Below are 24,068 nucleotides of genomic sequence, written 5' to 3'. Positions count from 1 at the left end.
AAATGAGTACAATTTTAAAAGTGGAGAATATCAGACTGAATGAAAAATTCGACAGCAAATATGATGCAATCAAAATGGCGGGTGAGCTTCTTGTAGCCGGCGGGTATGTCAATGCGCACTACATTGAGGAAATGGTGAAAAGAGAGGATCTTTCCACAACCTATATCGGTAATGACATTGCGATTCCTCATGGAACAGAATCGGCAAAAAATGATGTGCTGGATTCTGGCATCAGTGTCATTCAGGTTCCTGAAGGGGTGGATTTCAATGGAGACAAGGCGAGAGTGGTCTTCGGCATCGCCGGCAAGAACAACACCCATCTGGAGATTCTGGCGAACATCGCTGTGTTCTGCTCCGATATGGACAATGTGGAGAAACTGGTGAAGGCAGAAACGAAAGAAGAAATCATGGATCTTTTAGGAGGTATTTAAATGAAAGCACTACATTTCGGCGCCGGGAACATTGGAAGAGGTTTCATCGGTCTTGTGCTCAGGAATAATGGCTTTGAGGTGACCTTTGCGGATGTGTCCGATGTGCTGATTGAAGAAATCAAGGCAAAGGGAGAATATACGGTGATCCTCGCCGATGAGAAGGGCAAACGGATTCATGTGGATGGGGTCTCTGGCATCAACAGCAGGACAGAACCTGCCAGTCTGAAGGAAGCCGTGGTCGCAGCAGACATCATCACCACCGCCGTAGGGCCAACCATTGTACCGATCATAGCAGGGAATCTGGTGCCAGGCATCAAGGAAAGACTGGCAGGAGAAGAAGTAAAGCCCTTCAGCATCATCGCCTGCGAAAATGCGGTGGGTGCCACAGAGATTCTGAAGGAAGCCCTGTTTTCAGAGCTCACGGAAGAGGAAAAAGCGCGGGCGGAGAAGTATATCGGTTTTCCCAATTCTGCAGTGGACCGCATCGTGCCTCTTCAGACCAATGAGAACATGCTGGATGTGCAGGTAGAGCCTTTCTATGAATGGGTGGTGGAAAAGGGTGCAGTGAAGGGTGACCTTTTAGGCATCGAAGGTGTTCACTATGTAGATGACCTGGCTCCCTATATTGAAAGAAAGCTCTTCACGGTGAATACGGGGCATGCAGCCACAGCCTATTTCGGGCTGGCCAAGGGATATGAAACAGTGCTTGAAGCCATCAGCGATGAAGAAGTGGAAAGTATGGTTCGTGGTGTACTGGCAGAAACGTCCTTCTATATCACAGAAACCTACGGATTCGATCCGAAGGAGCATCAGGCCTACGTGGACAAGATCATCGGTCGCTTCAAGAATCCCAACATCTCGGATGATCTTGTAAGAGTCGCCAGGTCTCCAATTCGAAAGATGTCCAGAAAGGACAGATTTGTCGCTCCCGCTTTAGGTGTTCTGGCTCTTGGAAAGAAGCCGGTCTATCTGGCGAAAGCGCTGGCTGCCCTGGCCCGTGCCAGGAATGAGGAAGATCTTGAAAGCGTCAAGCTGAATCACTACATCGACAAGTACGGTCTCAAGGAAGCGCTTCTGGAATATGCTGAGCTGCCGCTGGATTCAGAACTGACTGACCTTGTACTCAAAGAATACAATCATCTTCAGCTGGATTAAATAGCGTTAACTTTATCTCAGGAACGTGTTAGAATGGAAGAGAAGACAAAAGAATAACATGAAGTGAGGTAATGAGATGAATTTTAAAGTATTTGATTCCTATGAAGAAGTCAGCGCATACAGTGCAGAGCTTCTGGCGAAAGTGATCAGCGAGAAGGAAGATGCGGTTCTGGGACTTGCAACAGGGTCCAGTCCTGTGGGGATGTACAAGGAACTCATAAAGCTCTACGAAGAGGGCAGTCTTGATTTTTCCAAGACAAAGAGCATCAACCTGGACGAGTACGTAGGTCTTGACGGAAATCATGACCAGAGTTATCGTTATTTCATGGACACCAATCTCTTTGATCATGTCAACATGGACAAGAAGAATACCTATGTGCCTGATGGAACAGCAGAGGATCTGACAGAAGGTGCAAAGAAATATGATGAGCTCATCGAATCCATGGGTGGAATTGATGTTCAGGTTCTGGGCATAGGACCCAATGGCCATATCGGATTCAACGAGCCAGCGGATGAGCTGAAGCTGAATACCCACGTGGCAGAGCTGACGGAAGAGACCATCAAGGCCAATGCGAGATTCTTCGCATCAGAGAAGGATGTGCCAACCAGAGCTGTGACCATGGGTGTAGGACCAATCCTGAAAGCGAAGAAGATCATTCTCATCGCATCTGGAGAAAACAAAGCATGGGCAGTGAAGAGCCTTGTGGATGATGTGATCACCACAAAGATTCCTGCAACACTCCTGAAGCTGCATCCTGATGTGACGGTTGTGCTGGACAAAGAAGCAGCAAGTATGCTGTAGTCCATAGAGAAATAAGAATAAACAGGAATATAATCCGGAGATGAGTGGATCATTCTCCGGATTATTTGCTTATGACCTCAGACTCTAATTACTTATAATTAATTATGTAAACTAAAATGCGGATTCATGCAAACCTTGAGAGAAGAACAGGACGAAAAAAGGCGAAGAGAAGGATCAGATGATCTTTTCTCTTCGCTCTTTATTTACTGGAACTGGCTCAGGAAGGGTTTCAAAAGATCCATGTCGTATTCCATGGATCCCAGATAGCCATGTTTCACGTCGCCGATGATGCCATGAAAATCGGATCCTACGGTGACAAGAAGGTTTCTCTTCTTTGCTTCTGCCAGGCTCTTTCTGGTCATTTCTTCATCATTCAGGAAGTAGAAGCACTCCAGTCCATCGAAGTCATACTGCAGGAGGTCTTCCAGGGAATTTTTCGTGTAGATCACAGGGTGTGCCAGGACCACCACTGCACCATGCTTTTTAAGCAGTGCGATTCCTTCTTCCACTGATATTCTGATGTTTGGGATGTAGGCAGGACTTTTCTTGTCCAGATAGTTCATGAAGGCCTCATTATAGCTCAGATGAGGAACCTTTTCGTGAACGGCGTGGGCGAGATTTGCCCTGGTCAGAACACCGTGATTGTTAGCTCTCAGCTTTTCATAATCGATTTCGAGATCGAAGTGATGCTTCAGATTCACGATGAACTTTCTGATCCTCTCATTGCGGGCATGATGCAGTTCCTCCAGCTTGTCCAGAAATTCCTGATTCCTGTATCCTTCATTATTCCAGTATCCCAGAACATGAATGCTTTCTCCGTTCAGACTTGTGGTCAGTTCAATGCCAGGGATGTATCTGAAGTCGGAACTCCTGAGAAGTGGCATCATTTCATCGTGTCCTTTGACCGTATCATGATCCGTAAGGGCCATATAGGACAGGTTTTCCTTCACGGCCAGGTCATGGAGTTCTCTGGTTGTGAGTCTTCCGTCGGAGCAGGTGGTGTGACAATGCAGTTCTATTTTCATTTCATTCATTCCTTTAATTATTTGTTTACAGTATATTCACAGTAGGGGTTGACATAATAAGTTATCCACAGTGTCTAATAAGGCTTATGATACCATGTTTTGCAGGACATATAAAATATATTTTCTATTATGTAAACGTTTATCAGGTCAATTTGTTACATATCTATAAAACATAAGGAAACACTCCTGTTTTGGGTTATGTAAACCGTTACTTACAGATATAATAACATTAGAGGCCATTTTTGGCTAAAATATTTGGAGGTGTAGTTTTTTGAAGAGAAGAAAATCTATCCGATCTCTTTCTATCGTACTGGCACTGATTTTTTCCTTCGCCCTTATTCCTGGTCAGCGTTTCTATGCGGATGAAGTTCCAATAGATCCGCCAGCCACGGTAGAGACGGAGCCATCAGCTGAAGAGGCGGTTCCACCCGCACCGGATGCTGAAGAACCTGGTGAACCTATAGAAGAGGTTCCTATGGAAGAAACAGCTGAGCCGGAAGCGGGAGCACCCGAGGAGGAACCCGTAACCGAGACAAAACCTGAGGAATCAGCAGATGAGGCTCTTGAGGAACCAGTGGAGTCTGAAGAGATGATGACCACATCCGCTCTTATGGCACCAATGGCCATTACTGAACTGAGCACATCAGTAGTTCTTGATTATTATTCAATCAATGATTTTCACGGAACAGTTGACGATTCAGCCAGTTCCAGCAATCCTGGAATCGCGAGACTTCAGACCTATCTGTTAAGTCAGAAGAAACAGAATCCTTACACATACTTCCTATCCGCTGGAGATCACTATCAGGGATCTCCGATCTCCAACCTGACCCATGGAGATGTAGTCAATGAGATTCTCACTCATATGGGACTTCTGGCTTCAGCCATCGGCAATCATGAATTCGACTGGGGTTCAGACCTCATTCCTTTATGGGCTGAAGATGGCGGATTCCCTTTCGTGGCATCCAACATTGAAGTGGAAGAAGCCAATAAACCTGCTGGATGGGATGATCATGTTAAACCATACTATATTCATGAAGTGATGGTGGACGGTGTTCCGGTGAGAATAGGATTCATCGGTATCGCAACACCAGAGACATCTTATAAGACTTCAGCAGAGAATGTGGAAGGGTTCGAGTTCACTGATCCCGTTCTTGCAGTGGAAAACTGGACAAATGAACTGAGAACAAACCACGATGTGGATGCTGTCATCGCACTTACTCATCTAGGTTCTTTCATGAAAGACGGCAAAGTCACTGGAGAAGCAGCTGACCTGGCAATGGAACTGGACGTGGACCTGGATGCCATCGTCACCGGACATACCCATCAGGTTGTCAATGGAACAGTCAATGACATCGTCATCGTTCAGGGCCAGTACAACGGAAGAAGTCTATCCAAGATTTCACTATCCTTTGATCTGACAGGAACAACGGAAGCTCCTGTAGTGGAACTTACAGATGTCAAGGGTGATGTCATCGATATGAAAGCCATGAAGGCAAGTCTTACCGAAGACCCTGCAGTTAGAGCCATCATCGACGAATACTATGTTGAACTTGGACCGATTCTTGAAGAAGAGCTGGGTACCATTGCCTATAATCTTCCTCATGATACAGATACAATGCAGGTGACACCAATGGGTCAATTCGTTGCACAGACCATGGCAGAGCTTGGAGGAACAGAGATTGCTATCATTAATGGAGGAGGAATCCGAGGCGGATTTGAAGCCGGAACCATCACCATGGGTGATATGTACAGCATCCTTCCATTTGACAACACACTTGTCACACTGAAGGTCACTGGAGCAGAGCTCAAGAAACTCATTGAACATGGAATTTATCCACCAACCTTCAGACCGGGTCAGTTCTATGGAATTGAAGTCTGGTATGACAAGGATGCGGAAGCAGGAAAGAAGATCACGAAGATTCAGCTTCTGGATGGAACACCTGTGGAAGATGATGAAATCTACACCGTTTCCACACTGGATTTTCTTATCTCAGGTGGAGATAAATATGACTACTCGAAGGCTACAGACGTGGAAGATACCTATCTTCCGCTGAGAGATCTTATTGCAGAAGCCATCGAAGAGATGGGCGAAATCGACTTCGTTTATGAAACCAATCTTTATATCAAGCAGACACTCTCTATGGATTACTATGCCATCAATGACTTCCATGGTAACGTGGACAGCTCAGGCAGCAGCAAAAATCCAGGACTTGCAAGAATACAGACTTTCCTCAAACAGAGAATCGAAGAGAATACACATACCTACTTCCTGTCTGCTGGAGACCATTTCCAGGGTACAGCGATTTCAAATCTTACCCACGGTGAAGTCGTCAATGAGATTCTCAAAGAAATGAATCTTCTTGCTTCTGCAGTAGGTAACCATGAATTCGACTGGGGTAGTGATCTGATTCCTACCTGGGCGAAGGATGGAGAATATCTGTTCCTGGCATCCAACATTGAAGTGGAAGAGGACAAGAAGCCTGAAGGATGGGATGATCATGTGGTTCCTTTCACAGTTCAGGACCATATTGTAAATGGTACAGAAGTTAAAATAGGATTTATCGGCATAGCAACACCGGAAACCAAATTCAAGACTGCAGCAGAAAATGTTGTGGGCTACACCTTTACGGATCCTGTTGAAGCCACCAATAAATGGGTGAAAGTTCTCAAAGAACAGGAACATGTGGATGCCATCATCGCACTGACCCATCTGGGATCCTTCCAGAAAGACGGTGTCATCTCCGGTGAAATCGTGGAATATGCGAATGAAGTGGAAGGCATTGATGCCATCTTCACGGGCCATACGCATCAGGTCGTCAATGGCAGAGTCAATGATATCGCCATCGTACAGGGTGGATACAACGGAAGAAATCTCTCTCAGATCACTCTGGACTTTGAAGTGGATGATACAGTAGTCACACTACTTGCAGCCACGGGTAACGTTATAAATATGACTGAACTTATTCCTGAACTGGAAGAAGATGCAGCTGTGAAGGCCATCGTGGACAAGTATTACGAAGAGCTTGCACCGATTCTCAATGAGGTTCTCGGAGAACTTAAAAACGACCTGCCTCATGACACGGATGAAATGCAGGTTACCCCAATGGGACAGTTCATCGCCAAGTCTCTGGCGGAAATCGGTGGAACACAGATTGCCATCATCAACGGTGGTGGAATCAGAAGAGGCTTCGACAAGGGCGACATCACCATGGGCCTCATGTATGAACTTCTTCCATTTGACAACACACTGGTTACACTGAAGGTCACTGGAGCAGAGCTGAAAAAGCTCATAGAACATGGACTCCATCCTGAAGATTTCAGGCCTGGACAGTTCTATGGCATAGAAGTCTGGTATGATGATGAAGCGGAAGCTGGAAACAGAATATCGAGCATCAGACTCCTGGACGGTACTTTAGTGAAGGATGACGGAATCTACAGCGTATCCACACTGGATTTCCTTCTGACAGGTGGAGACAACTACGACTACAGCAAGGCAACGGATGTGGTAGATACCTATATTCCTGTAAGAGATGTCATTGCTGAAATGATCCGCGAAAAAGAAGTCATCTCTCATGAATATGTGGAACATCTGCATGTCGGTGAGGATGAAAGACTTCCTGCAGCAGGTTCCATCGGTGACAGTTTATACTATGGAATGGGTGTCATGTCCATTCTTGCAGCTGGCGTCATCTCGAGAAAAGGAAAGAAAAAAGCGGCATAAAGATAGGTGCGATCAGACGCCTGGCAGTCTCCAGGCGATGATTCACACCATCTGATCTATACACTGAAAAACCCCGGAACCTTAAAACGGTTCCGGGGTTTTGATTTTCGTGCGGTATTCCATCTGCAGAGCCTTTGGAGACATGCCATAAGTCTTCCGGAAAGCTTTGTAGAATGCAGTATAATCGGAGAATCCGCACTGATAGGCAGCTTCGGAAATACTCATGCCTGATATGATGGCATTCTTCGCGTGGACGAGTCTCTGCTGAAGAACAAACTGGTAGAAGGACAGGTTGTACTGCTCCTTGAAGAGGTGCGTGATCTTGGATTTGCTGATGTTGAACACCGAAGACATCGTATCCAGTGAAATTTTTTCCGCGTAGTGCTCGATTATATAGTAGGTCATGTCTTTGATGAGAATCTCGCTGTCCCTGGTTCGCTGGGTTCGGAGCCTCTGGAAATAGACTGTACGGTTCATGTGAACCATGGTTGTGATGAATGCGCCTGTTATACCCATCTGGCTGCAGAAGCTGTTCTGGATATATTCTGTACGAAGCATGGATACGGCAGAATAAAGACCCTGCCAGGTTGCAGGCGGAGTCCTGAGCACAAAGAGTCTTTCTTCGTCATGGGCGGTATAGATATAGTTGAATTCAGGAGATGAGGCTATGAGCTCTTCCCAGAAATTCCTGTGGAATCGGATCAGGATGGTGGGTTTCTCGGGTTTGTCATCTTTCCAGTGATGGATTTGAAGTTTCGTTTCAGGATTGACAAAAAGGATGTTCCCCATGGAAAGGGTCACGGATTCATTCTCATGGGTGAGTTTCAGCTCGTTTTTCATACAGAAGAGAATCATATAGTACTCTCCTGTACTCATTTCTCTTTGATATTCTAAGCAATAGTCTTCCAATATATAGAGTTTGATTCTGTTTTCGTTTTCGGTATTATGCATGGATTTCACCTCAGAAACAGTATAACAGAAATCTGATGATTTGCCAGAATTGCAATGTATTTGATGATTTAGTCCATTTTGTCAATGTATAAGAGATGTTATATTGTTGACAATGAATTCATTTACACCATGCAAATCGGAATTATGTTTTTAAGGAGAGTAACAATATGAGAAAATTTGGAGTCAGAGATCAGGTCGGCTACCTCTTCGGGGATATGGCAGGCAGTTTCGTGAACCTCTATGTGGATGCGTTTTTCCTCACATTCTGCACCTATGTCCTGGGGGTCAGTCCTTATTTCATGGCCTCCCTGTTTCTAGGGTCCAGGCTGTGGGATGCTGTAAATGATCCGATCATCGGGTCGTTTCCGGACAGATGGCAGATCGGAAAGTCCGGGGACAAGTTCAAACCGTACATCAAGATCGCCATGTTCCCCTTGGCCCTATCGGTGATCCTGGCCTTTTATGATGTTTCCGCCTGGGGATCCACAGCAAAGCACATCTGGATCGTGGCAGCCTATATCTTCTACGGCATGAGCTATACTGGAACATCCATGCCCTACGGCTCTCTTGTGGCGGTGATCACGGACAATCCCGTGGAGAGAACGAAGCTCTCCAGAGCCAGGTCCTTCGGAGGACTCATTGTTGGAGCAGGATTTCTGTCCATCGTGCCTCAGGTGGTCTTCGATAAAGAAGGAAGTGTGGTTCCTGAGAACTTCTTCTATATCGCCATTGCCTTTGCACTCCTTTCTCTTCTGAGCTATGTGGTAACCCTGAAGCTGACCACAGAGCGTATCAGGCAGCCCAAGGTGAAGGAGGAGAAGTTTGACTACGGCAAAGTCCTGCGCAGCGTTCTGAAGAACAGACCGCTCATCGGAGTCATGGTGGCCACAGTAGGCAGTCTTCTCTACATCACCGGAAACAGTCAGCTGGGTGCTTACATCTACAAGGAATACTATCAGGCTCCCCAGGTGCTGACCTTCGTCACCCTGAGCATGATTCCCATGATGCTCATCGCTTTTCCCATCATTCCGAAACTGTCGGGCAAGTATGGAAAACGAAAGCTGATTCTGGTATCCACGGCAGTGAACTTTGTCTTTGCGCTGTTTCTTCTGCTGGTACCGATTCAGAATGTCTATCTGTTCCTGGTTCTTTATACTCTGGCCAACGCCGGACAGACCGTGTTCATGATGATCATCTGGGCACTGGTGACCGATACGCTGGACTATCATGAGTACATCACCGGAGAAAGAAGCGACGGATCGCTGTATTCCATCTATACCTTCTCCCGTAAGATCGGTTCCACTCTGGCCTCTACCCTGGCCAGCGTCATGCTGGGACTGGTGGGATTCGTTTCCGGAGCAGCTGTTCAGGCACCCGCGGTGGCGGAAAACATCCGAACACTGACCACGGCAGTGCCAGTCATCACAACATTGCTTCAGCTCATCGGTATCGGCCTCATCTTCAATCTGTCCAAGGAACGAATGGATGAGATACAGGCTGAACTGAAGGAGAGAAGACTGCAGAACGCAAACTAGGAGGAATCATGAGAACACGTATATTTTCAAAACTGACGAACAGAGAAGCGGAGGAGTATCTCAGCCAGAAGTCTTCCATCATTGTGCCGGTAGGGACGGTGGAGATGCATGGCGATTTCCCTCTGGACTGCGAGACCGTCGTTTCCGAAGCCATCGCCCTCAAGATGGCTGAACAGATCGACAGCGTCATTCTGAACAATCTGCCCTATTTCTATGCGGGAGCCACACTTGCAGGAAGAGGGACGGTTCAGGTCAGCATCCGTGAAGGCATCGACTATCTGTATGCCGTAGCGAAATCCCTTCTCAGACAGGGATTCTCAAGACAGATCTACATCAGTTTCCATGGACCGGCTCATATGACGCTGAGCCCCATGGTGAGGGATTTCTTTGATGAGACGAAAACGCCGATCCTCTATCTGGACCTCATCATGGCTGTATTCAAGCATGCGGCGGAACTGATTCCTGATGGCAATTTCTACGACATCTACGTGGGTGCCTATGACATCATGGGCAGGCTGGAAGATGTGCCTCTGATGCCGGAGAAGAAGGAAGAAGAAAAGAAGGAATCCTCCGTGAAGGCGTTCCAGGACCTCTTTTCCAGAGCTTATCAGTCCGCAGCGGTGGGATACTATTTCGGCGAGAAGTCAGACCATGCCCAGACGCCGGTCATCAGAACCGCAGAAGAGCGTCAGCTCATGGCTGACCGGGGAAGGGAAATCATCGACAGACTGGTGGAGAAACTGGATGTGCCTTCCGTTATGAGTCAGCTCGATGACCTGGACGCATTTCAGAACAACAGCGTATTCGCGAAATATGGTGAATGGTTATAGACACAAAGAAAGGAAGCAGCTACTGAGGCTGCTTCCTTTCTTTTTCAGTTTTTATTCAGGTTCACTAAGCTCTGCCTTCGTAGAGGGTGGTCAGAAGCTCCTCCGTTTCCGTGAGAAGCGCTTTAAGCTCCGGCAAAGATACTTTGGATGGACGGGTGAAACTCTCTTTCAGAACGTTTCTGGAGCCCATGAAGACCCTGCCGTTATACCAGGTGCTCAAATGCTCCTCTTCCTTCAGGGCTTTCAGTATGGAGATGGCCCCGGAGGAAAGAGCGGGAGCGATGTAGGGCTTGAATCCCGTTTCCCGCACTCTGAAGTTTTCCCGCTCCGTCAGGTGCGTCAGTTCTTCGGAGAGTTTTGGATCGTAGGCATGGATGGAATTGATGACGATGAGTCCTTTTCCGTGAGGACCAAAGGTTCTGAGGTCTTCGGAGAAGAAACCTTTCTCTTTCGCGATGAATCTCGCCCTGGCTTCCATGACGCCCAGTCCGAAGCCGCGGATTCTATGGCTTGGAATCTGTCCCTCATCCATGAGGTTCATGCACAGAAGATCCACAGGGTCTGAGACGATGAAGTAGTACCCTTTGAATCCGGCTGCTTCTGCCTTCTGCGCATAGTCCAGGAGAATCTTCCTGTTCTTCTCGAACTGCACCAGTCTCACATCTGTCAGGCTGGTGCCCACAGGAGGGATATACACCGAAACGGTGAAGACCAGTACATCGGTATCGAAGATCTCCTCGATGCCCGCTTCCTTTACCGGAGGAAGATCGGTGCCGTCACTGACCTCGTTGATTTCCAGATAATAGCGTCTTCTTTTCTTCTCATCCAGGTCGAAGATCCTGATTTCCTTCAGAATATCTCTGCCCAGAAGCCTCAGCCCCATGAGGAGCGTTCCACCCACATCCCCAAGCCCCAGGATGGAGAGGGTGAAGGGTTTCTCCTTGTTCATGACTTCCGTCAGGAGATTGGCATCCGCTTCCCGGATCAGATGGACCTGAAAGTCCAGTCTGTTCTCGCTTTCCAGGAGAAGCCCGGCGCCTTTTTTCTCCAGAATCTCTTCCAGGGTTTCAGCCAGGTATCGGGAAGGGAAGGCCTCTTCTTCCAGAATCATGAAGAGAGGGTCTTTCGCAAGGATCAGGCTTTCCATCTGGGAGAGGAGATCTTCCTTGGCATCGGCACTTTCCAGCACCCCGCAGACCCGCTTTCTCATTCTTTCATCCAGATCCTTCAGGAAGTCTGTGACAGCAAGGCTGCCATCCAGTCTTCTCGTTTCAATATAGGCCAGTAGTTCATGTTTTCTGAATATGCTCATAGGTATCTCCTTACTGTATCAGTTTTTCCAGTCTTGTCAGTTCCTCCAGATCCGACCCCAGATAATAGGTGGGTGCTTTATAGAGATCATAGGTGAGGTCCGGTCCCTTATCCGGTACCCGAGGCATACTGAATACCTGCCCCAGAGAGGATAAGGTCAGTTTTCTCTCATAGACCCGGTGAAATTCCTCCTCGATGATGGAGAGGATGGTCATGGCGTTCTCGATGGAGGTTCTGGAAAGCTCATAGACTTTCTTCGCTCCGGCATCCATGATGAAGGTCGGGGTGGTATAGGGAAGAATCAGGTTGATGGATTCGATGAGATTACGCTTGGGGTATTCTCCTCTCCAGAGAGCATCGCCGCCCATGAAGGGGTACATGTCCTTCTCGTTGAACCAGGCTTTGAGTCTGGGGAGATAGTATACGCCATCCACCTTGTATTCCTTGCCCGACATCATATCCATGCCCTTGGCGGAGAGGATGCCGGTGATGATCTTTCTCACTTCTATGCCGTGGGACTTCAGAAGGGGACTTAAGGCATTCATTCTGTATCCCTTGTGCAGGATGGTGTCCACCAGAATCACCGGTTTTCTGAAGGAGGAGAGCGTCTTCACCTGATTTTCAAGGGTCAGGTAGAAGGGCACTTCCCCGATGGTGAAGCGCTTCATGTCAGAGCTGAAATACTTCTCCGAGTGGATGGATTTGGTCACAGTGTTGGGCACCACGGAGCGGTCCAAAACGTCCCCGTAAGGAACGCACATGTAATTGCCAAGGACCCTTGGTTTGGTTTCCTCCATGGGCACATTGTTCTCCTGACAGACGAGACTGATGATGCCCTGCTGGAGCATCAGCGGCTCAAAGGGGAGAACGAGATTGCCGGGGTAAAGACCGCCGATGGCCTTCATGAGATTCACGCGGGTCTCGTTGATTTTATTGCGCACCTTGGGATTGCTCCGGAAAGGATCCTTCAGGATGTTCTCCATATCCAGGTTCAGGGCGATGGGGGTACTCATGTCCACGTAATACACCGGTTCATGACAGTCCAGCAGCTGGAAATTGTACAGTCCCAGTAGACTGATGAACTTGTCCTCCTTCAGGTACTTGTTCTTGGGAATGAAGAGCGCACATTCATAGTCCCTGGACACACCGAAGGACAGCGTTTCCGTGAGCAGAATCTGATGATAGTTTCTCAGTTTGTCCGGAGCGGAAATGTAGAGGCCATCCAGCACCATGATTCTGCCAAGATTCAGCGCCCGCACCTTGTCGGCGAAGACAGAGGATTTCATCTCATCCATGAGATTCTCGCTTCTTGCCCAGTGGAAGATGCTCATGCCGATGGGCTTGCCGCTGGTTCGGTCCGTCAGAGTCAGTACTCTTCCGGAAGGCTTCTGGAACGTGTCCTTGATGAATTTTGAAATCACGTGGCGGCTTGTTGGGAACAGCTTGTCAATGCTATGAGACAGCTCCGGGTCCATTTCCCGATAGATCTTCTTCTCCAGGAAGGTGAGACTCACAAGGGATTTGTCCACAGGGGCCTTCTGATAGAAGCCGTTCATGTAGATGTAATTCTGCGCCATGGGATCGATGAGGCTGGAGATGTCTCTGTTTTCATCGATGTTGGTACGGATCTTGGAGGAGCTGACTTCTTTCAGCTCCCTGGGCAGGTCCATGAAGATCACGTGGTCCACGAGACTCTCGATGGTTTTTCTGGCCCCCCGGATCCGCGTTCGGTCGAAGACCAGATGATTGATGGTATGGATGGAATGCTCCGTAGGCGCACTCTTGTAGCTGGAGGCATTGATGACCACATCACTGCCGCAGACCATATAGACCTCTTCATTGAAGATGGTTTTCAGCTTCAGAAGATCCACATCGCTGGCGATGTTCACCGGAATATCCGCAGGGAAAAGGTAGAGGTCCAGCTCTCCTGCTGTGCTCATTTCAAGGATCCTTCTTCGTACGTTGTTCGGCAGGGTCTTCTTGGACCAGGAAAACTCGTCGATGGACAGATACACTTCATATCCCTCATCCCGGATCAGCTTGGCGATGGCCAGATGAGAAAGGGTGAAGGGGTCGAAAGTGCCGGGGAAGAAGGCGTACTTGGTGGTTGCGGCATGGATGAATTGCCCCTTTTCATGAAGATAGTCATTCATGAAACGATAGATGTTGTTGAGGCCGACGCTCTGGCAGAGAAATAAGAGATTTCTCGTCTCATTGGTCAGAAGGGTGATGAGCTTCTTGTAGAGGAAAAGGAACACCTGATTCCTGCTTTCCAGTGTGAGAATATCCGATGCGAAGATGACCTTTCCGATGGTGGTGAAGGCCGCTCTCACCGTGAGATTCTCATAATCCGCCATGCCGTAGAGCAGGACGCTCAGCATGTTCTTGATGCGCGCTATGATTTCCTTCTGGCTCAGCTCTGTGCTTCTCATGCCGAACTGGATGAAGGATTCCAGTGTGGTGCCCAGGGTCTTGATGAGCAGGGACTTCACGGAAGGATTGGCGGTTTTCACCTTGATCAGAAGATCATCGATGATTTCGTCGAATTCCTTTATGTCAAGATACAGAAGTACCTTGCCCAGAGGTTTCGGGATGTACTCGGTGAAGCGGTGTCCTTCGATTTCCAGGGCACGCAGAAGCTCCACAGCCACTTCATTGCGCTCATAGGAAGAAAGCCTTCTCATGAGGGTCAGAAGGGCGTTTCCCGCCGTTCTTCGAACGGATTCGATGGCGGAGACCTTCAGGAGATTGCACAGATGGAGGGAAGTGTTGATGGGGGATATAAGACTTCCATCCAGCGTATAGAAAACCAGAAGCCGGATGTTGTTTCTCTTGGCGATCCAGTGGGTGGCGGTCTTCAGGTTATTCAGGAACACTTCTTCCATTTCAGCTTTTCTGCTTTTCAGGTCCAGCTCCAGGGCTTTGCGTTTTTCCGGCATGGAAAGCTGACCCGCCAGCTTCATGTAGAGAAAGACTTCGGTGATGTCCGTTTTCCTGTTCACCTTGAGAAGCCTTGCTCTCAGATACTCGATGAATTCTTCGCTGTAATGGCTGAGGGGATAGCTTGTGGTGATGAGCTCCAGTACGGAAATCCTCTGCATGATGCTGCCCTTGAGCACCGTGCGGAAGAAGTCTTCTTTCAGCCTTCCTGGAAAGGGGATATACCGTATGGCTTCCGTGAGGAAGATGTTGGTCTCCTGTCTCTTGGGACTGATGTTCTCATAATACTTTTCCACCACAGAGGTATATTCGCCGATTCTTGATTCAGGAAGGCTGGTGAAGAGATGCTGGATCATGGTGGAGAAGGAGTAGCCCAGCTGCATCTTGTGGCTGTCGATGACCTTGTGGCCGGGATAGAGAATCTTCTTCAGGGTCGAATCCAGAAGGCGAAGGCCTGATACATTGGAGGAGGGGGCCACCTCTTCCAGCGGAATTTCCTTCCGGTAATCCTCGTCGAAGGTTCCAATGATGTCTCCCAGCATTTCCGCGCTGTGATACCTGATGTCATCCTCCGGATGAATGAGGCATTCCAGAAGAAAGCTTACGACCTGAAGCTTCTGCCCTTGAGTCAGATAGGTGGAGTATTCTTCAAAGATCCGCAGGTATTCTCTGAGGTCCTTCCAGTCCCGAAGAGACCTGGCTTCCTCCAGCAGCGTATCCATACTGAACTCATCGCGAAGCAGATGCATGACTTTGATGTTGTGATCGATGGCATGATACTTCAGCCTGTCAATGATCTCATCGCCGAAGCAGATGGCAGGCTTTTTCAGGGTCCGGATGGTTTTTCTGGACTCCAGGATCTTCCGGTTCTCTTCCTTTCCGGAGACGGCGACTTCCACGCCCAGACTCCTCAGATAATTCTCGAAGTCTTCGAGCTTCGCATACACTCTTTCATATCGTCTCTTTTTGGCCTCATCCACATTGTCCAGTTTCTCCAGAATCACATGGAAGGATTCATCCAGAGGGTAGATGAACATCTGCTCTTTCCCTTCCACATTCCTGTTCTTCACTCTGAAATCCGAGTAGATGAGGACCAGTGCTTCCAGAGATAGATTCTCCAGTTCCAGGTCCCAGGTGCTGTGGTTCACGGCCACGTTTCGGATGTAGTCGATGCCGTGCTTTTTGAACCAGATGTCCGAGTAGTAGTAGTGCAGATAGGGCACTCTTCTCATTTCACTGAGTTTGACGCCGTATTTGCCGATGTCGTGGCCTGCCAGAGCGCCGGAGACTCTGCCCAGATCAATGGGTAGTCCCAGGTTTTTCAGCTGCCGGGCAATGAACATGCCTACATGATGAACGCCCACCACATGGTCCAGGGTATTGTAGCCCTTCAGGTCTCGGGACATCTTCATGAGCGCGTAGATATGGTCCTCCTTGAAGGCTTTCATGAAGCGCCTGTATTCTTCGTTTTCCAGCTCCTGAACTTCTTTCTTGGTCAGAAACTGGAATCCGTGGGTGATGTAGAACGCATCGCTGCCTGAAGCTTCCTCGCTTTTCAGCATCACTTCATAGATTGCGATGAAGAGGATGATGAAATCTCTCTCCTCTTTGGTGAAAACCCGATCCCTGGCATCTTCATCCACCTTCAGCACCAGATAGTCGTAGATCATGTCAAGATCCACGTTCTCTGAGCGGCCCAGCGGGCCGAAGGCTTCTTTGACGACGGGAAAGAGGCTCTGCACGCTGTAGTCTCTGTTTTCCAGAAGCCTCGTGATGCCTTGCGTGAACTTCTTATCCCCGGCAGCATCCAGGATCTCCTGTTTCGTATAGCTTATTTTCCTCAGAAAACCCGTCAGAGTCAGTGATTTTCTGATATTTGTCAGTACGCTGATTCCTAATACCTGTGACAACGTCATCCCCCCATTCTTTCTTCTTTCATTATATTATGAATCCATCGAATACTCTACCTTGGCAGGAAAGGTTTTCGATAAGGCAGAGGCAGCAGGAAAGGGACTGGAAGAAGCTTTTCTTTTCCCAGCGGTTTTTAATTCACTTTTAATTCTCAGAGGGTATAGTTTAGAAAAAGAGAGGAGGGAAACCATGGGACCAAATAAAAAGGGCAAGGGCACCAATCAGACAGCAAGACTCATTGCTCTGATTCTATTCATCATCTTCTTCGGACCCGTCCTGATCAGTATTCTGGGTTCTGTGGTTGTAGGACTCTTCACCATAGCACTGCTGCTTCTGGCGGCAGCTCTGGTGCTCCTGGCATCTCCCATCCTCATCATGGTTTTTCCGGCATCTGCAGGATTCAACATTCCGCAGCTTGCACTGTTTTTCTTCGGCATAGCAGTTCTTTCGGTGTTTGTCCTTGTAACAGCTGTTGTCATCAGAATCATCAAATGGATTCTGTTTACCATCTGGACTATGTTTAAACGAATGCTGGGATAGCTTTTCCCGGCGATACTCTGGAGGAGTGAAAATGAGCGGATTCAAGAAAATTGTTGTAACCACTTTGATCATCGCATCGGTCTCCATCGGCATCGGCGCCTACATCATCTTTGAATCAGGTCTGGGAACGGGCGAAATCGCGGAGGAGATCCGAAATCTCATCGGCGGAAATGAAATCAGCATCAACCTGGGCAGTGAAGTGGAGGTTTCTGAGGACCTGTCCTATTCCATGGAGGGCAAGGAAATGCTCCGTGTGGATACACCCATGGGGGACCTGGAAGTCAGAGGCTACGATGGAGAGGAGATCAGGCTTCTGGTGGAAGGAAGCGTACCCGAGCGCTACCGTGACCGGTACCTGAAGGTGGAGGAAACGGACACCCAGCTTGCCGTCTATTTCTATAAGGACATCAGCAATCTCAATTTCGGCATCGGAAACAGCTACGACCTGGACATCGAGCTTCTGGTCCCAAGAGATTATATGGAAGATGTCCATTTCGAAAATGTATCCGGTGAAATCACCATGGAGGGCATCCGAGCGAAGAATGTGCGCGTGGAGAATATTTCCGGCGAGATCGTCCTGGAAGAGGGCGAACATGAGCGTGTCCGCTTCAGCACCGTATCCGGGCAGTTCATCAGCTACAGCGCAGTAGAGGTGCTGGAAGGAGAGACCGTCTCGGGAAAGATCACCGCCACGGGCGTCAGGGACCACTTCCGTCTGGACTCCGTATCGGGCAGCGTGAACGTCACAGCGGAGAGTCTCACGGAGGATTCCGAAATTTCTACCATTTCCGGAGCGGTTTCAGTGGAAATCGAAGAGATTCAGGATCTCAGCTATGACCTGTCCAGCATCAGCGGAAAGATCATTGTGGAGAATGGTGAAGGGATTAACGAATCTTCACAATCTCTGGAGAGAAATGTAAGCAATAGCGTAAAGCTAGATGTGTCAACGGTTTCCGGAAAGATCATTGTTAAATATTAGCAAGTTGTACAAAAAGTTTACAATTTGTTCATAGACTTTGTGATAAAGTTATTTATAATAAGGGTATCAAGTATAAAAGGGGTGTTGTATATGAAACCAGTAGTTGATCAGGATCTTTGCATCGGATGCGGAGTTTGTCCAAGCGTTGCTCCATCAATGTTCGATATGAACGATGACGGAAAGGCATATGCTATCGTTGACGAAGTTCCAGCAGGAGAAGAAGATTTAGCTGAGGAAGCTGTAGAAAGCTGTCCAGTAGCTGCAATCACAGTAGAATAATTATTTGTGATGCATGGAGGCCCTCGGGCCTCTTTTTTATTTTTCTGAAATGGTGTATATTTGTTATATATTTGCTGAGTGGAGGGCATCATGGACATTTTCGGAAGAAATACACTTTTTAAGATCATGCTACTATCCATCATACTGTATCCGGTGGTACCAGAAGAGAATACCCCACTCATCGGGGTCTTCATGGGCCTCTTTTTTGCCGTCCATCTTTATGTGGATAAGGATGCCCTGAAGAAGATCCGTAGAGGAAGAAAGCAGAATAAGCTTGCCTATGGACTTTCCACCTTTCTATTTCTTCTTCTTCAGGTTCTGACGCTGATCTATTCCAGCGATCCCATGAATACACTGCGCGGGATACTCATTTATGCATCGGCATTCGTTCTGTACTTCGTGCTGAAATATGCGCTGAACAGGCCCAATCATACCATGCCCCTGATCCGGACCTATTTCGTGTCGGTGCTTCTCGTCGGGATCTATCATGTGGGACAGGTGATCATTGACGAGATTGTACGGGGGGTTCCCTTTGATTCTTCCATCAACACCTCCTTTCTGGAAAATCCAGCCACGCTGGCCTACTTCATGCTGATTCCTCTCTTTCCAGCCCTGGGGCTCTATATCTATAAAGAGAAGGACCATGAATCCAGATTCTATCTGCTTGTGCTGGGAGTTGCGCTGGTGTCCATCTTCATGACCGGTTCCAGAATCGCTGTCATCGGTCTCTTCATCGGTCTGGGACTGCTTTCCTTCCTCTACTCCATGAAGTTTCTCATTGCGCTGGTGCCCACAGGGGTCTTTCTGATTCTCATACCGGTGTTTTCCAGAAGACACGGACAGTTCTTCGCTCTTACCCAGGAAATGAACAGAGCGCAGTTCTATCTGGAAGTGGTGAAGGAAAATCTTTCCACCATCTTCATCGGGAAGGGCTTCAACACCTTCGATGAAACCTTCGGAAACTTCATGGTGGGAAGAGCAGAGCTTCTTAATCTGGATCTGGTGAACAGGCCCTACAATGCGGTGCTCCAGGTGGTCATGGAGATGGGCATCATCGGCCTCCTTCTGGGCGCTCTGATTCTGTTTTTCAAGATCCGGGGCATCGCCACCTACAACCGGTCCATGAAGATCCAGCCGATGATGAAAGTCATGTATGTGGGATTCATGGTATCCATGATCGTCCTCATCTTCATCGGGCTCATGGACAGCTATATGATGGACCCGAAAATCGTCTACTCCATCAGCATCGTCATGGGCATCATGCATGGGGATGCCAACTGGAAGGGGATTCACAGGATCTGATTTCAAGGGTGCAGAATGTGTGTGAGAAAGAATGAAAATGAAAAAAAGCGTTTCTTCCGATGAGGGAAGAAACGCTTTCGCTATGTCTTAGACTATTCTTTTTCCGGATTATGAAGACTGAAAAGTCTCAGGGCCTGGGCCAGGACCTTTTCTCCATCCATAAGTCCATAGTCTCTAGTTGGAATGACTTCCAGCGGAACATGGTGGGCGTCACATTCTTCTTTGATTTCCGTGAGCGCATGCTTCACCTGGGGCCCCACGAGTACCACATCGGCGTCGCTGATGTATTTCTTCATGATGCTTTCCGGATAGGATTTCACGTTCACGGCAATGTCCTTCTTCTCTGCCGCATTCTCGATCTTCCGGATCAGAAGATTCGTGGACAGACCTGTGGAACAGAACAGTACGATATTGATCAATGGAATGACCTCCTTCTATTTCTCTGAAAATTCTCATATTCTAGCTATATTTTACCATACAGGGCGGAAGTTAGACAGCAAATCTTTCTGCCAGAGGCATCAGGCAGGGTCATTTCAGCTCATATTCATATTTGGTAAAATGAAATTGCATAAAATATGAATGTGGGCTATAATAAAATAATAGGACTGCTAAACACGGTCCCTTTATTTAGAGAAGGAGGAATTTTTATGAGAGTTGAGATATGGGCGGACATCGTGTGTCCATTCTGCTATATCGGCAAGAACAATTTCAGGCGTTTCCTGGAGGAGCTGCCCGAGGGAGAGACCCTCGAGATCATAAACAGAAGCTATGAACTGGATCCTTATGCGAGCAGAACGGAGTCGCCCAATTCCGTAGCATCCCTGGCGGAGAAATACGGGTTTTCCCTGGAGGAGGCGAAAGCCAGAATGCGTGGTGTGGAGGAAATGGCCGGTAAGGCTGGTCTTCCCATGAACATCTTCGCAACAAGGGGAGCCAATACCCATGATGCCCACAGACTGGTGCATCTTGCTGAAAAAACGGGAAAAGATGAAGCGCTCCTCGATGCCCTCTTCAGAGGACATTTCGTGGAGGGTCTGAATCTGAACGATCACGAGGTCCTTCTGGCACTCTGGAAAGAGGCGGGACTGGAAGAGAAGGAAGCAAGGGAAGCTCTGGCATCGGAGACGATGACGGAAGCGGTGGAAGCAGACCTTTTAAGGGCCCAGGAGCTGGGCATAAGAGGAGTACCCTACTTTCTTTTCGACGGAAAAGCGGAAGTCAGCGGTGCTCAGCCCACGGAAGTGTTTCACAGAGTCTATGAAACACTTACAAAGAACCCAACTGAAAAGTAAAAGAAGATAGAAAGAGGAGATTGACAGATGAGTGCAAATTTATTTTTAGATGCCGTGGCAAGGAGAAGATCCCATTATGCCCTGGACAAGAAGGAAATCGTCAGCAGAGAACGGATCGAAGAGATCGTAAACACCGCCGTCATGAATGCGCCCTCGGCCATGAACGCACAGAGCTCCAGAGTGGTGGTGCTTTTCGGAGAGCACCATGACAGGCTGTGGGACATCGTGACGAAGACGCTGAAGAAGATCGTTCCGGACATGGACTTCAAGCGAACGAAGGAAAGGCTGGACTCCTTCAAGGCAGGATATGGTACGGTGCTCTTCTACGAAGACACCCGGGTGATCCGCAGGCAGGAAGAGGAGTTCGCCCTGTACAAGGATAATTTTGTGCCCTGGGCCCATCAGGGGAACGGCATTCTCCAGTTCATCATCTGGACGGCACTGGAGAGTGAAGGCCTGGGGGCATCCATCCAGCACTACAATCCGCTCATCGACGATGAAGTGGCAGAAGTTTTCGGCATCAACAAGGACTACAAGCTTCTCGGTCAGCTGGTATTCGGAAACCCTGTGGGTGAACCGGCAGATAAGAAGATTCTTCCTGTAAGCGAGAGAGTCACGGTGATCAGATAAACTTTTTCAAAGCACGAAATCACAAGGGATACAATAGTCATATTCAAAGACCCTCATGGATGAATCAGAATGATCTTTCATGGGGGTTTTTCAATATGAGGATAACATCATGATATTTCTCTGTACCGATATGGTTTTCGCATACTATAATAATGGTATTATATGAGCGAATAAAACAGAGGAAAAGGGGATGCGAAATATGCTGAAGAAGTTCATGTCAGTACTGCTCATGCTATTATTCATGACTACGATCATTTCTGGATGTGCAGCAGAAAAAACACCGGAAGAGGGGGCAGGCGGTCCTATTGAGGAAGAGCCTTTTTCCGGAGAAGAAGAAGAGAATCCTTCTGAAAGCGAGGAGGGGGAAACCGCGGAAGAATCAGAGGAAGCGGAGCCGGAGAAGGTGGTCTTATCCCTGGAAGGACCCGGCAATCTCATGTGCAATCTCCTCCAGGACGGGACAGCAGTCTATGAAGATGGCATAATCTACCACTCCGACAAGATGATGTTCGGCAATCTCATGAGAACCGATGTAAAGACCGATGAGACGGAGCTTCTGGTGAAAGGGACCCTCCACGACATCAATGTGGGGGATGGCAGAATTTTTGCGGTGGGGGATGTGGATCCTCTGAATCCTGATGATTTCGGTACGTCCGGAATCTTCATGTTTAAGCCTGACGGAAGTGAGGTGACGCTCCTGAAGGAAGGGTATTTTGAAGAACTGGTGCTGTATGACGAGTATCTGTATTTCTATGATGTGATGGATGGAAATTTTCTGTGCATGAAATATGACGGAACAGAGGAAACCCTTCTTCTGGAAGGCGCCTATCCCCAGATCGTCATTCTAAAGGACCAGCTCTATCTCCATGCATCACTGGACGGGGATGATTCCATGAGTTACCTCTACAAGATGGCGCTTACCGGTGGAGAACCTGTGAAGGTGGATCCTGTGAGCACCTTTGGCGGAACCATCCATGTGGCCGGAAGCGATATTATCTACATCGGCAGAAGCAATGACACCCAAGGCATGAAGAAATACGATACGGAAACAGGGCAGATCACGGATTTTCTGGACACCTGGATCAGTGACATTGTATATGATGAAGATTTCATCTACTACTTCTGGAGTGGGGTCCGGATGGATAATGAGGATCAGGGCATCTACAGAAGCAGGCCCGATGGAAGTGAGGCGACGCTGCTGAAAAAGACAGAGTTTGCTTCCAGCTTCAACATCGCAGATAAGTATCTCTTCTACATCACCAATGACGAGAAGAGAAGAGTGACGAGGCTGGACCTTGAAACGCTTAATGAATCCTTTGTGCCCCTGGCGGAGGAACTTTTGCCCTGACGGCTGAAAAGAAGACGAAGAAAGAAATAAAGAGGCCTCCGTTTCCCTGGTGCGGGAGACGGAAGCCTCTTCCTTTTTCTGAATGCAAGAGGAATGGACTCAGGAAGCGGTGCTTCTACCTGAAGATGGATTTCGTTTCCATGAGCAGATCGGATGTTTGTCCTTCTGTAGCCTTTAGAAGCCCCTCCACGGGGACTTCGATCTGATAGCCCCTTTTGCCTGCGGAGACGATGATCCTGTCAAAGGACAGGGCATGGGCATCATAAAAAGTCCTGTAGAGCTTCTTCATGCCTACAGGGGAGCATCCGCCTTTTTCATAGCCCGCCACTTTCAGAAGATCCCTCTGGTCGATGAGAGAGATGCTCTTTTCACCAGCGGCCTTGGCCGCTTTCTTCAGGTCCAGTTCTTCGATGATCTGCAGGCAGAACACATAATGGTTTCCGCTGGTGCCTACGGTGACGATGGTCTTGAAGATGCGCTCCACCTCTTTCCCGATCTCTTCTGCGATATATTCCGGTGTGATGGCATCCGCTTTCAGACTGAAAGAGAGCAGTTCGTAGGGGATGTTCTGGTCTTCCAAAAGCCGCATGGCATTGGTCTTCACTTTTTTCATGATAGCCTCCAAAATTAAACACTTGTAAGAGTAGTGTAGCATCCCATGAGTTTTTTGACAATTCAGGATAAAAAGTAAACGTTTCGGGTTTAGTCAGAGTAAACTCCCAGTACGCTAATTTGAAAATCAAAGGAATCATTTCCAGATTATTAACATTTCTGAAGATGCCTGAAATGGCTCTATGACAGTGCTTTGAAGGTATATTTTCAGAATCTGAAAAAACCGTCATTTTTTCGAAGGAAATCCATTGATTTCGAAAATAATTTTCTATATAATGGGTTTTGCAGTTTAACTTCACTAAACAAAAAGTTTAATCAATACAGAATCAGGTAGTACAGGAACAGCAAATGATTCTTAAAAATATACACAATCACAGACAAAAGTGAAGCAATATACCCATGATTCATGGACTTTCTGAGTTCATACCTGTTTCTGCTATGACAGTCCAGCTTTGGTGCAATTCAGATAGAATA

19 protein-coding genes are annotated in these 24,068 nt (G+C 48.0%); 13 read left to right on the top strand and 6 right to left on the bottom strand.

The annotated features are described in order from the left end of the window. The first annotated feature begins 2 nt into the window (after window positions 1-2). From J3A84_RS03900 to nagB, 3 genes are all read left to right on the top strand, one after another. A complete protein-coding gene (locus tag J3A84_RS03900) occupies window positions 3-431 on the top strand; it encodes a PTS mannitol transporter subunit IIA (RefSeq protein WP_207598703.1) in 429 nt (142 codons plus the stop codon). After that, window positions 432-1,586, top strand: a complete 1,155-nt coding sequence (locus tag J3A84_RS03895) for a mannitol-1-phosphate 5-dehydrogenase (RefSeq protein WP_207598702.1) — start codon at window positions 432-434, stop codon at window positions 1,584-1,586. Window positions 1,587-1,662: 76 nt separating this feature from the next. Beyond that, window positions 1,663-2,388, top strand: a complete 726-nt coding sequence (nagB, locus tag J3A84_RS03890) for a glucosamine-6-phosphate deaminase (protein WP_207598701.1) — start codon at window positions 1,663-1,665, stop codon at window positions 2,386-2,388. 203 nt (window positions 2,389-2,591) lie between these two features. Here the strand turns inward: nagB and J3A84_RS03885 are convergent, their stop codons facing one another. Further along, entirely contained in the window at window positions 2,592-3,413 is an 822-nt protein-coding gene (locus tag J3A84_RS03885) for a PHP domain-containing protein (protein ID WP_207598700.1), read from the bottom strand. A 271-nt stretch (window positions 3,414-3,684) separates the two neighbouring features. On the opposite strand from J3A84_RS03885, the gene J3A84_RS03880 reads away from it, so the two are divergent. Continuing rightward, the gene (locus J3A84_RS03880) at window positions 3,685-7,134 is read left to right on the top strand and encodes a 5'-nucleotidase C-terminal domain-containing protein (RefSeq protein ID WP_207598699.1); all 3,450 of its coding nucleotides are present in this window, start codon (window positions 3,685-3,687) and stop codon (window positions 7,132-7,134) included. Window positions 7,135-7,215: 81 nt separating this feature from the next. Here the strand turns inward: J3A84_RS03880 and J3A84_RS03875 are convergent, their stop codons facing one another. Beyond that, the gene (locus tag J3A84_RS03875; RefSeq protein WP_207598698.1) at window positions 7,216-7,989 is read right to left on the bottom strand and encodes a helix-turn-helix domain-containing protein; all 774 of its coding nucleotides are present in this window, start codon (window positions 7,987-7,989) and stop codon (window positions 7,216-7,218) included. 263 nt (window positions 7,990-8,252) lie between these two features. On the opposite strand from J3A84_RS03875, the gene J3A84_RS03870 reads away from it, so the two are divergent. Next, a complete protein-coding gene (locus tag J3A84_RS03870) occupies window positions 8,253-9,620 on the top strand; it encodes an MFS transporter (protein WP_207598697.1) in 1,368 nt (455 codons plus the stop codon). 8 nt (window positions 9,621-9,628) lie between these two features. Beyond that, complete coding sequence (locus J3A84_RS03865) at window positions 9,629-10,450, top strand: creatininase family protein (protein WP_207598696.1); 822 nt, start codon at window positions 9,629-9,631, stop codon at window positions 10,448-10,450. A 64-nt stretch (window positions 10,451-10,514) separates the two neighbouring features. On the opposite strand, the gene J3A84_RS03860 is transcribed toward J3A84_RS03865, so the two are convergent. Further along, window positions 10,515-11,762, bottom strand: coding sequence for a lactate/malate family dehydrogenase (locus J3A84_RS03860; protein WP_207598695.1), 1,248 nt, complete (start codon window positions 11,760-11,762; stop codon window positions 10,515-10,517). 10 nt (window positions 11,763-11,772) lie between these two features. After that, a complete protein-coding gene (locus J3A84_RS03855) occupies window positions 11,773-16,611 on the bottom strand; it encodes a cytidyltransferase (RefSeq protein ID WP_207598694.1) in 4,839 nt (1,612 codons plus the stop codon). 190 nt (window positions 16,612-16,801) lie between these two features. Between J3A84_RS03855 and J3A84_RS03850 the strand changes: the two genes are divergently transcribed. The 4 genes from J3A84_RS03850 to J3A84_RS03835 all read left to right on the top strand — a co-directional run bounded on the left by J3A84_RS03850 (window position 16,802) and on the right by J3A84_RS03835 (window position 19,712). After that, window positions 16,802-17,152 carry a hypothetical protein gene (locus tag J3A84_RS03850; protein WP_207598693.1) on the top strand — a complete coding sequence of 117 codons (351 nt, stop codon included), beginning with the start codon at window positions 16,802-16,804 and terminating at the stop codon, window positions 17,150-17,152. Window positions 17,153-17,183: 31 nt separating this feature from the next. Beyond that, a complete protein-coding gene (locus tag J3A84_RS03845) occupies window positions 17,184-18,131 on the top strand; it encodes a DUF4097 family beta strand repeat-containing protein (RefSeq protein WP_207598692.1) in 948 nt (315 codons plus the stop codon). A 90-nt stretch (window positions 18,132-18,221) separates the two neighbouring features. Next, entirely contained in the window at window positions 18,222-18,410 is a 189-nt protein-coding gene (locus J3A84_RS03840; protein ID WP_207598691.1) for a ferredoxin, read from the top strand. Between the two features lie 90 nt (window positions 18,411-18,500). Continuing rightward, the gene (locus J3A84_RS03835) at window positions 18,501-19,712 is read left to right on the top strand and encodes a hypothetical protein (RefSeq protein ID WP_207598690.1); all 1,212 of its coding nucleotides are present in this window, start codon (window positions 18,501-18,503) and stop codon (window positions 19,710-19,712) included. A gap of 92 nt (window positions 19,713-19,804) precedes the next feature. Here J3A84_RS03835 and J3A84_RS03830 read toward each other — a convergent pair whose 3' ends face one another. Continuing rightward, the gene (locus tag J3A84_RS03830; RefSeq protein ID WP_207598689.1) at window positions 19,805-20,131 is read right to left on the bottom strand and encodes a PTS sugar transporter subunit IIB; all 327 of its coding nucleotides are present in this window, start codon (window positions 20,129-20,131) and stop codon (window positions 19,805-19,807) included. A 228-nt stretch (window positions 20,132-20,359) separates the two neighbouring features. Between J3A84_RS03830 and J3A84_RS03825 the strand changes: the two genes are divergently transcribed. From J3A84_RS03825 to J3A84_RS03815, 3 genes are all read left to right on the top strand, one after another. After that, on the top strand, window positions 20,360-21,004 hold the full coding sequence (locus tag J3A84_RS03825) for a DsbA family oxidoreductase (protein ID WP_207598688.1): 645 nt from the start codon (window positions 20,360-20,362) through the stop codon (window positions 21,002-21,004). A gap of 27 nt (window positions 21,005-21,031) precedes the next feature. Next, window positions 21,032-21,634 carry a nitroreductase family protein gene (locus J3A84_RS03820; protein ID WP_207598687.1) on the top strand — a complete coding sequence of 201 codons (603 nt, stop codon included), beginning with the start codon at window positions 21,032-21,034 and terminating at the stop codon, window positions 21,632-21,634. Window positions 21,635-21,824: 190 nt separating this feature from the next. Next, the gene (locus J3A84_RS03815) at window positions 21,825-22,982 is read left to right on the top strand and encodes a DUF5050 domain-containing protein (RefSeq protein WP_207598686.1); all 1,158 of its coding nucleotides are present in this window, start codon (window positions 21,825-21,827) and stop codon (window positions 22,980-22,982) included. A gap of 115 nt (window positions 22,983-23,097) precedes the next feature. On the opposite strand, the gene ybaK is transcribed toward J3A84_RS03815, so the two are convergent. Further along, entirely contained in the window at window positions 23,098-23,595 is a 498-nt protein-coding gene (gene ybaK, locus J3A84_RS03810) for a Cys-tRNA(Pro) deacylase (RefSeq protein WP_207598685.1), read from the bottom strand. Window positions 23,596-24,068: the final 473 nt, after the last annotated feature.

The organism is Proteiniclasticum aestuarii, from assembly GCF_017368455.1.
Classification (GTDB): Bacteria; Bacillota; Clostridia; order Clostridiales; family Clostridiaceae; genus Proteiniclasticum; species Proteiniclasticum aestuarii.
Note: the sequence above shows the minus strand (reverse complement) of the source record. Positions and strands in the feature narration are given on the sequence as shown.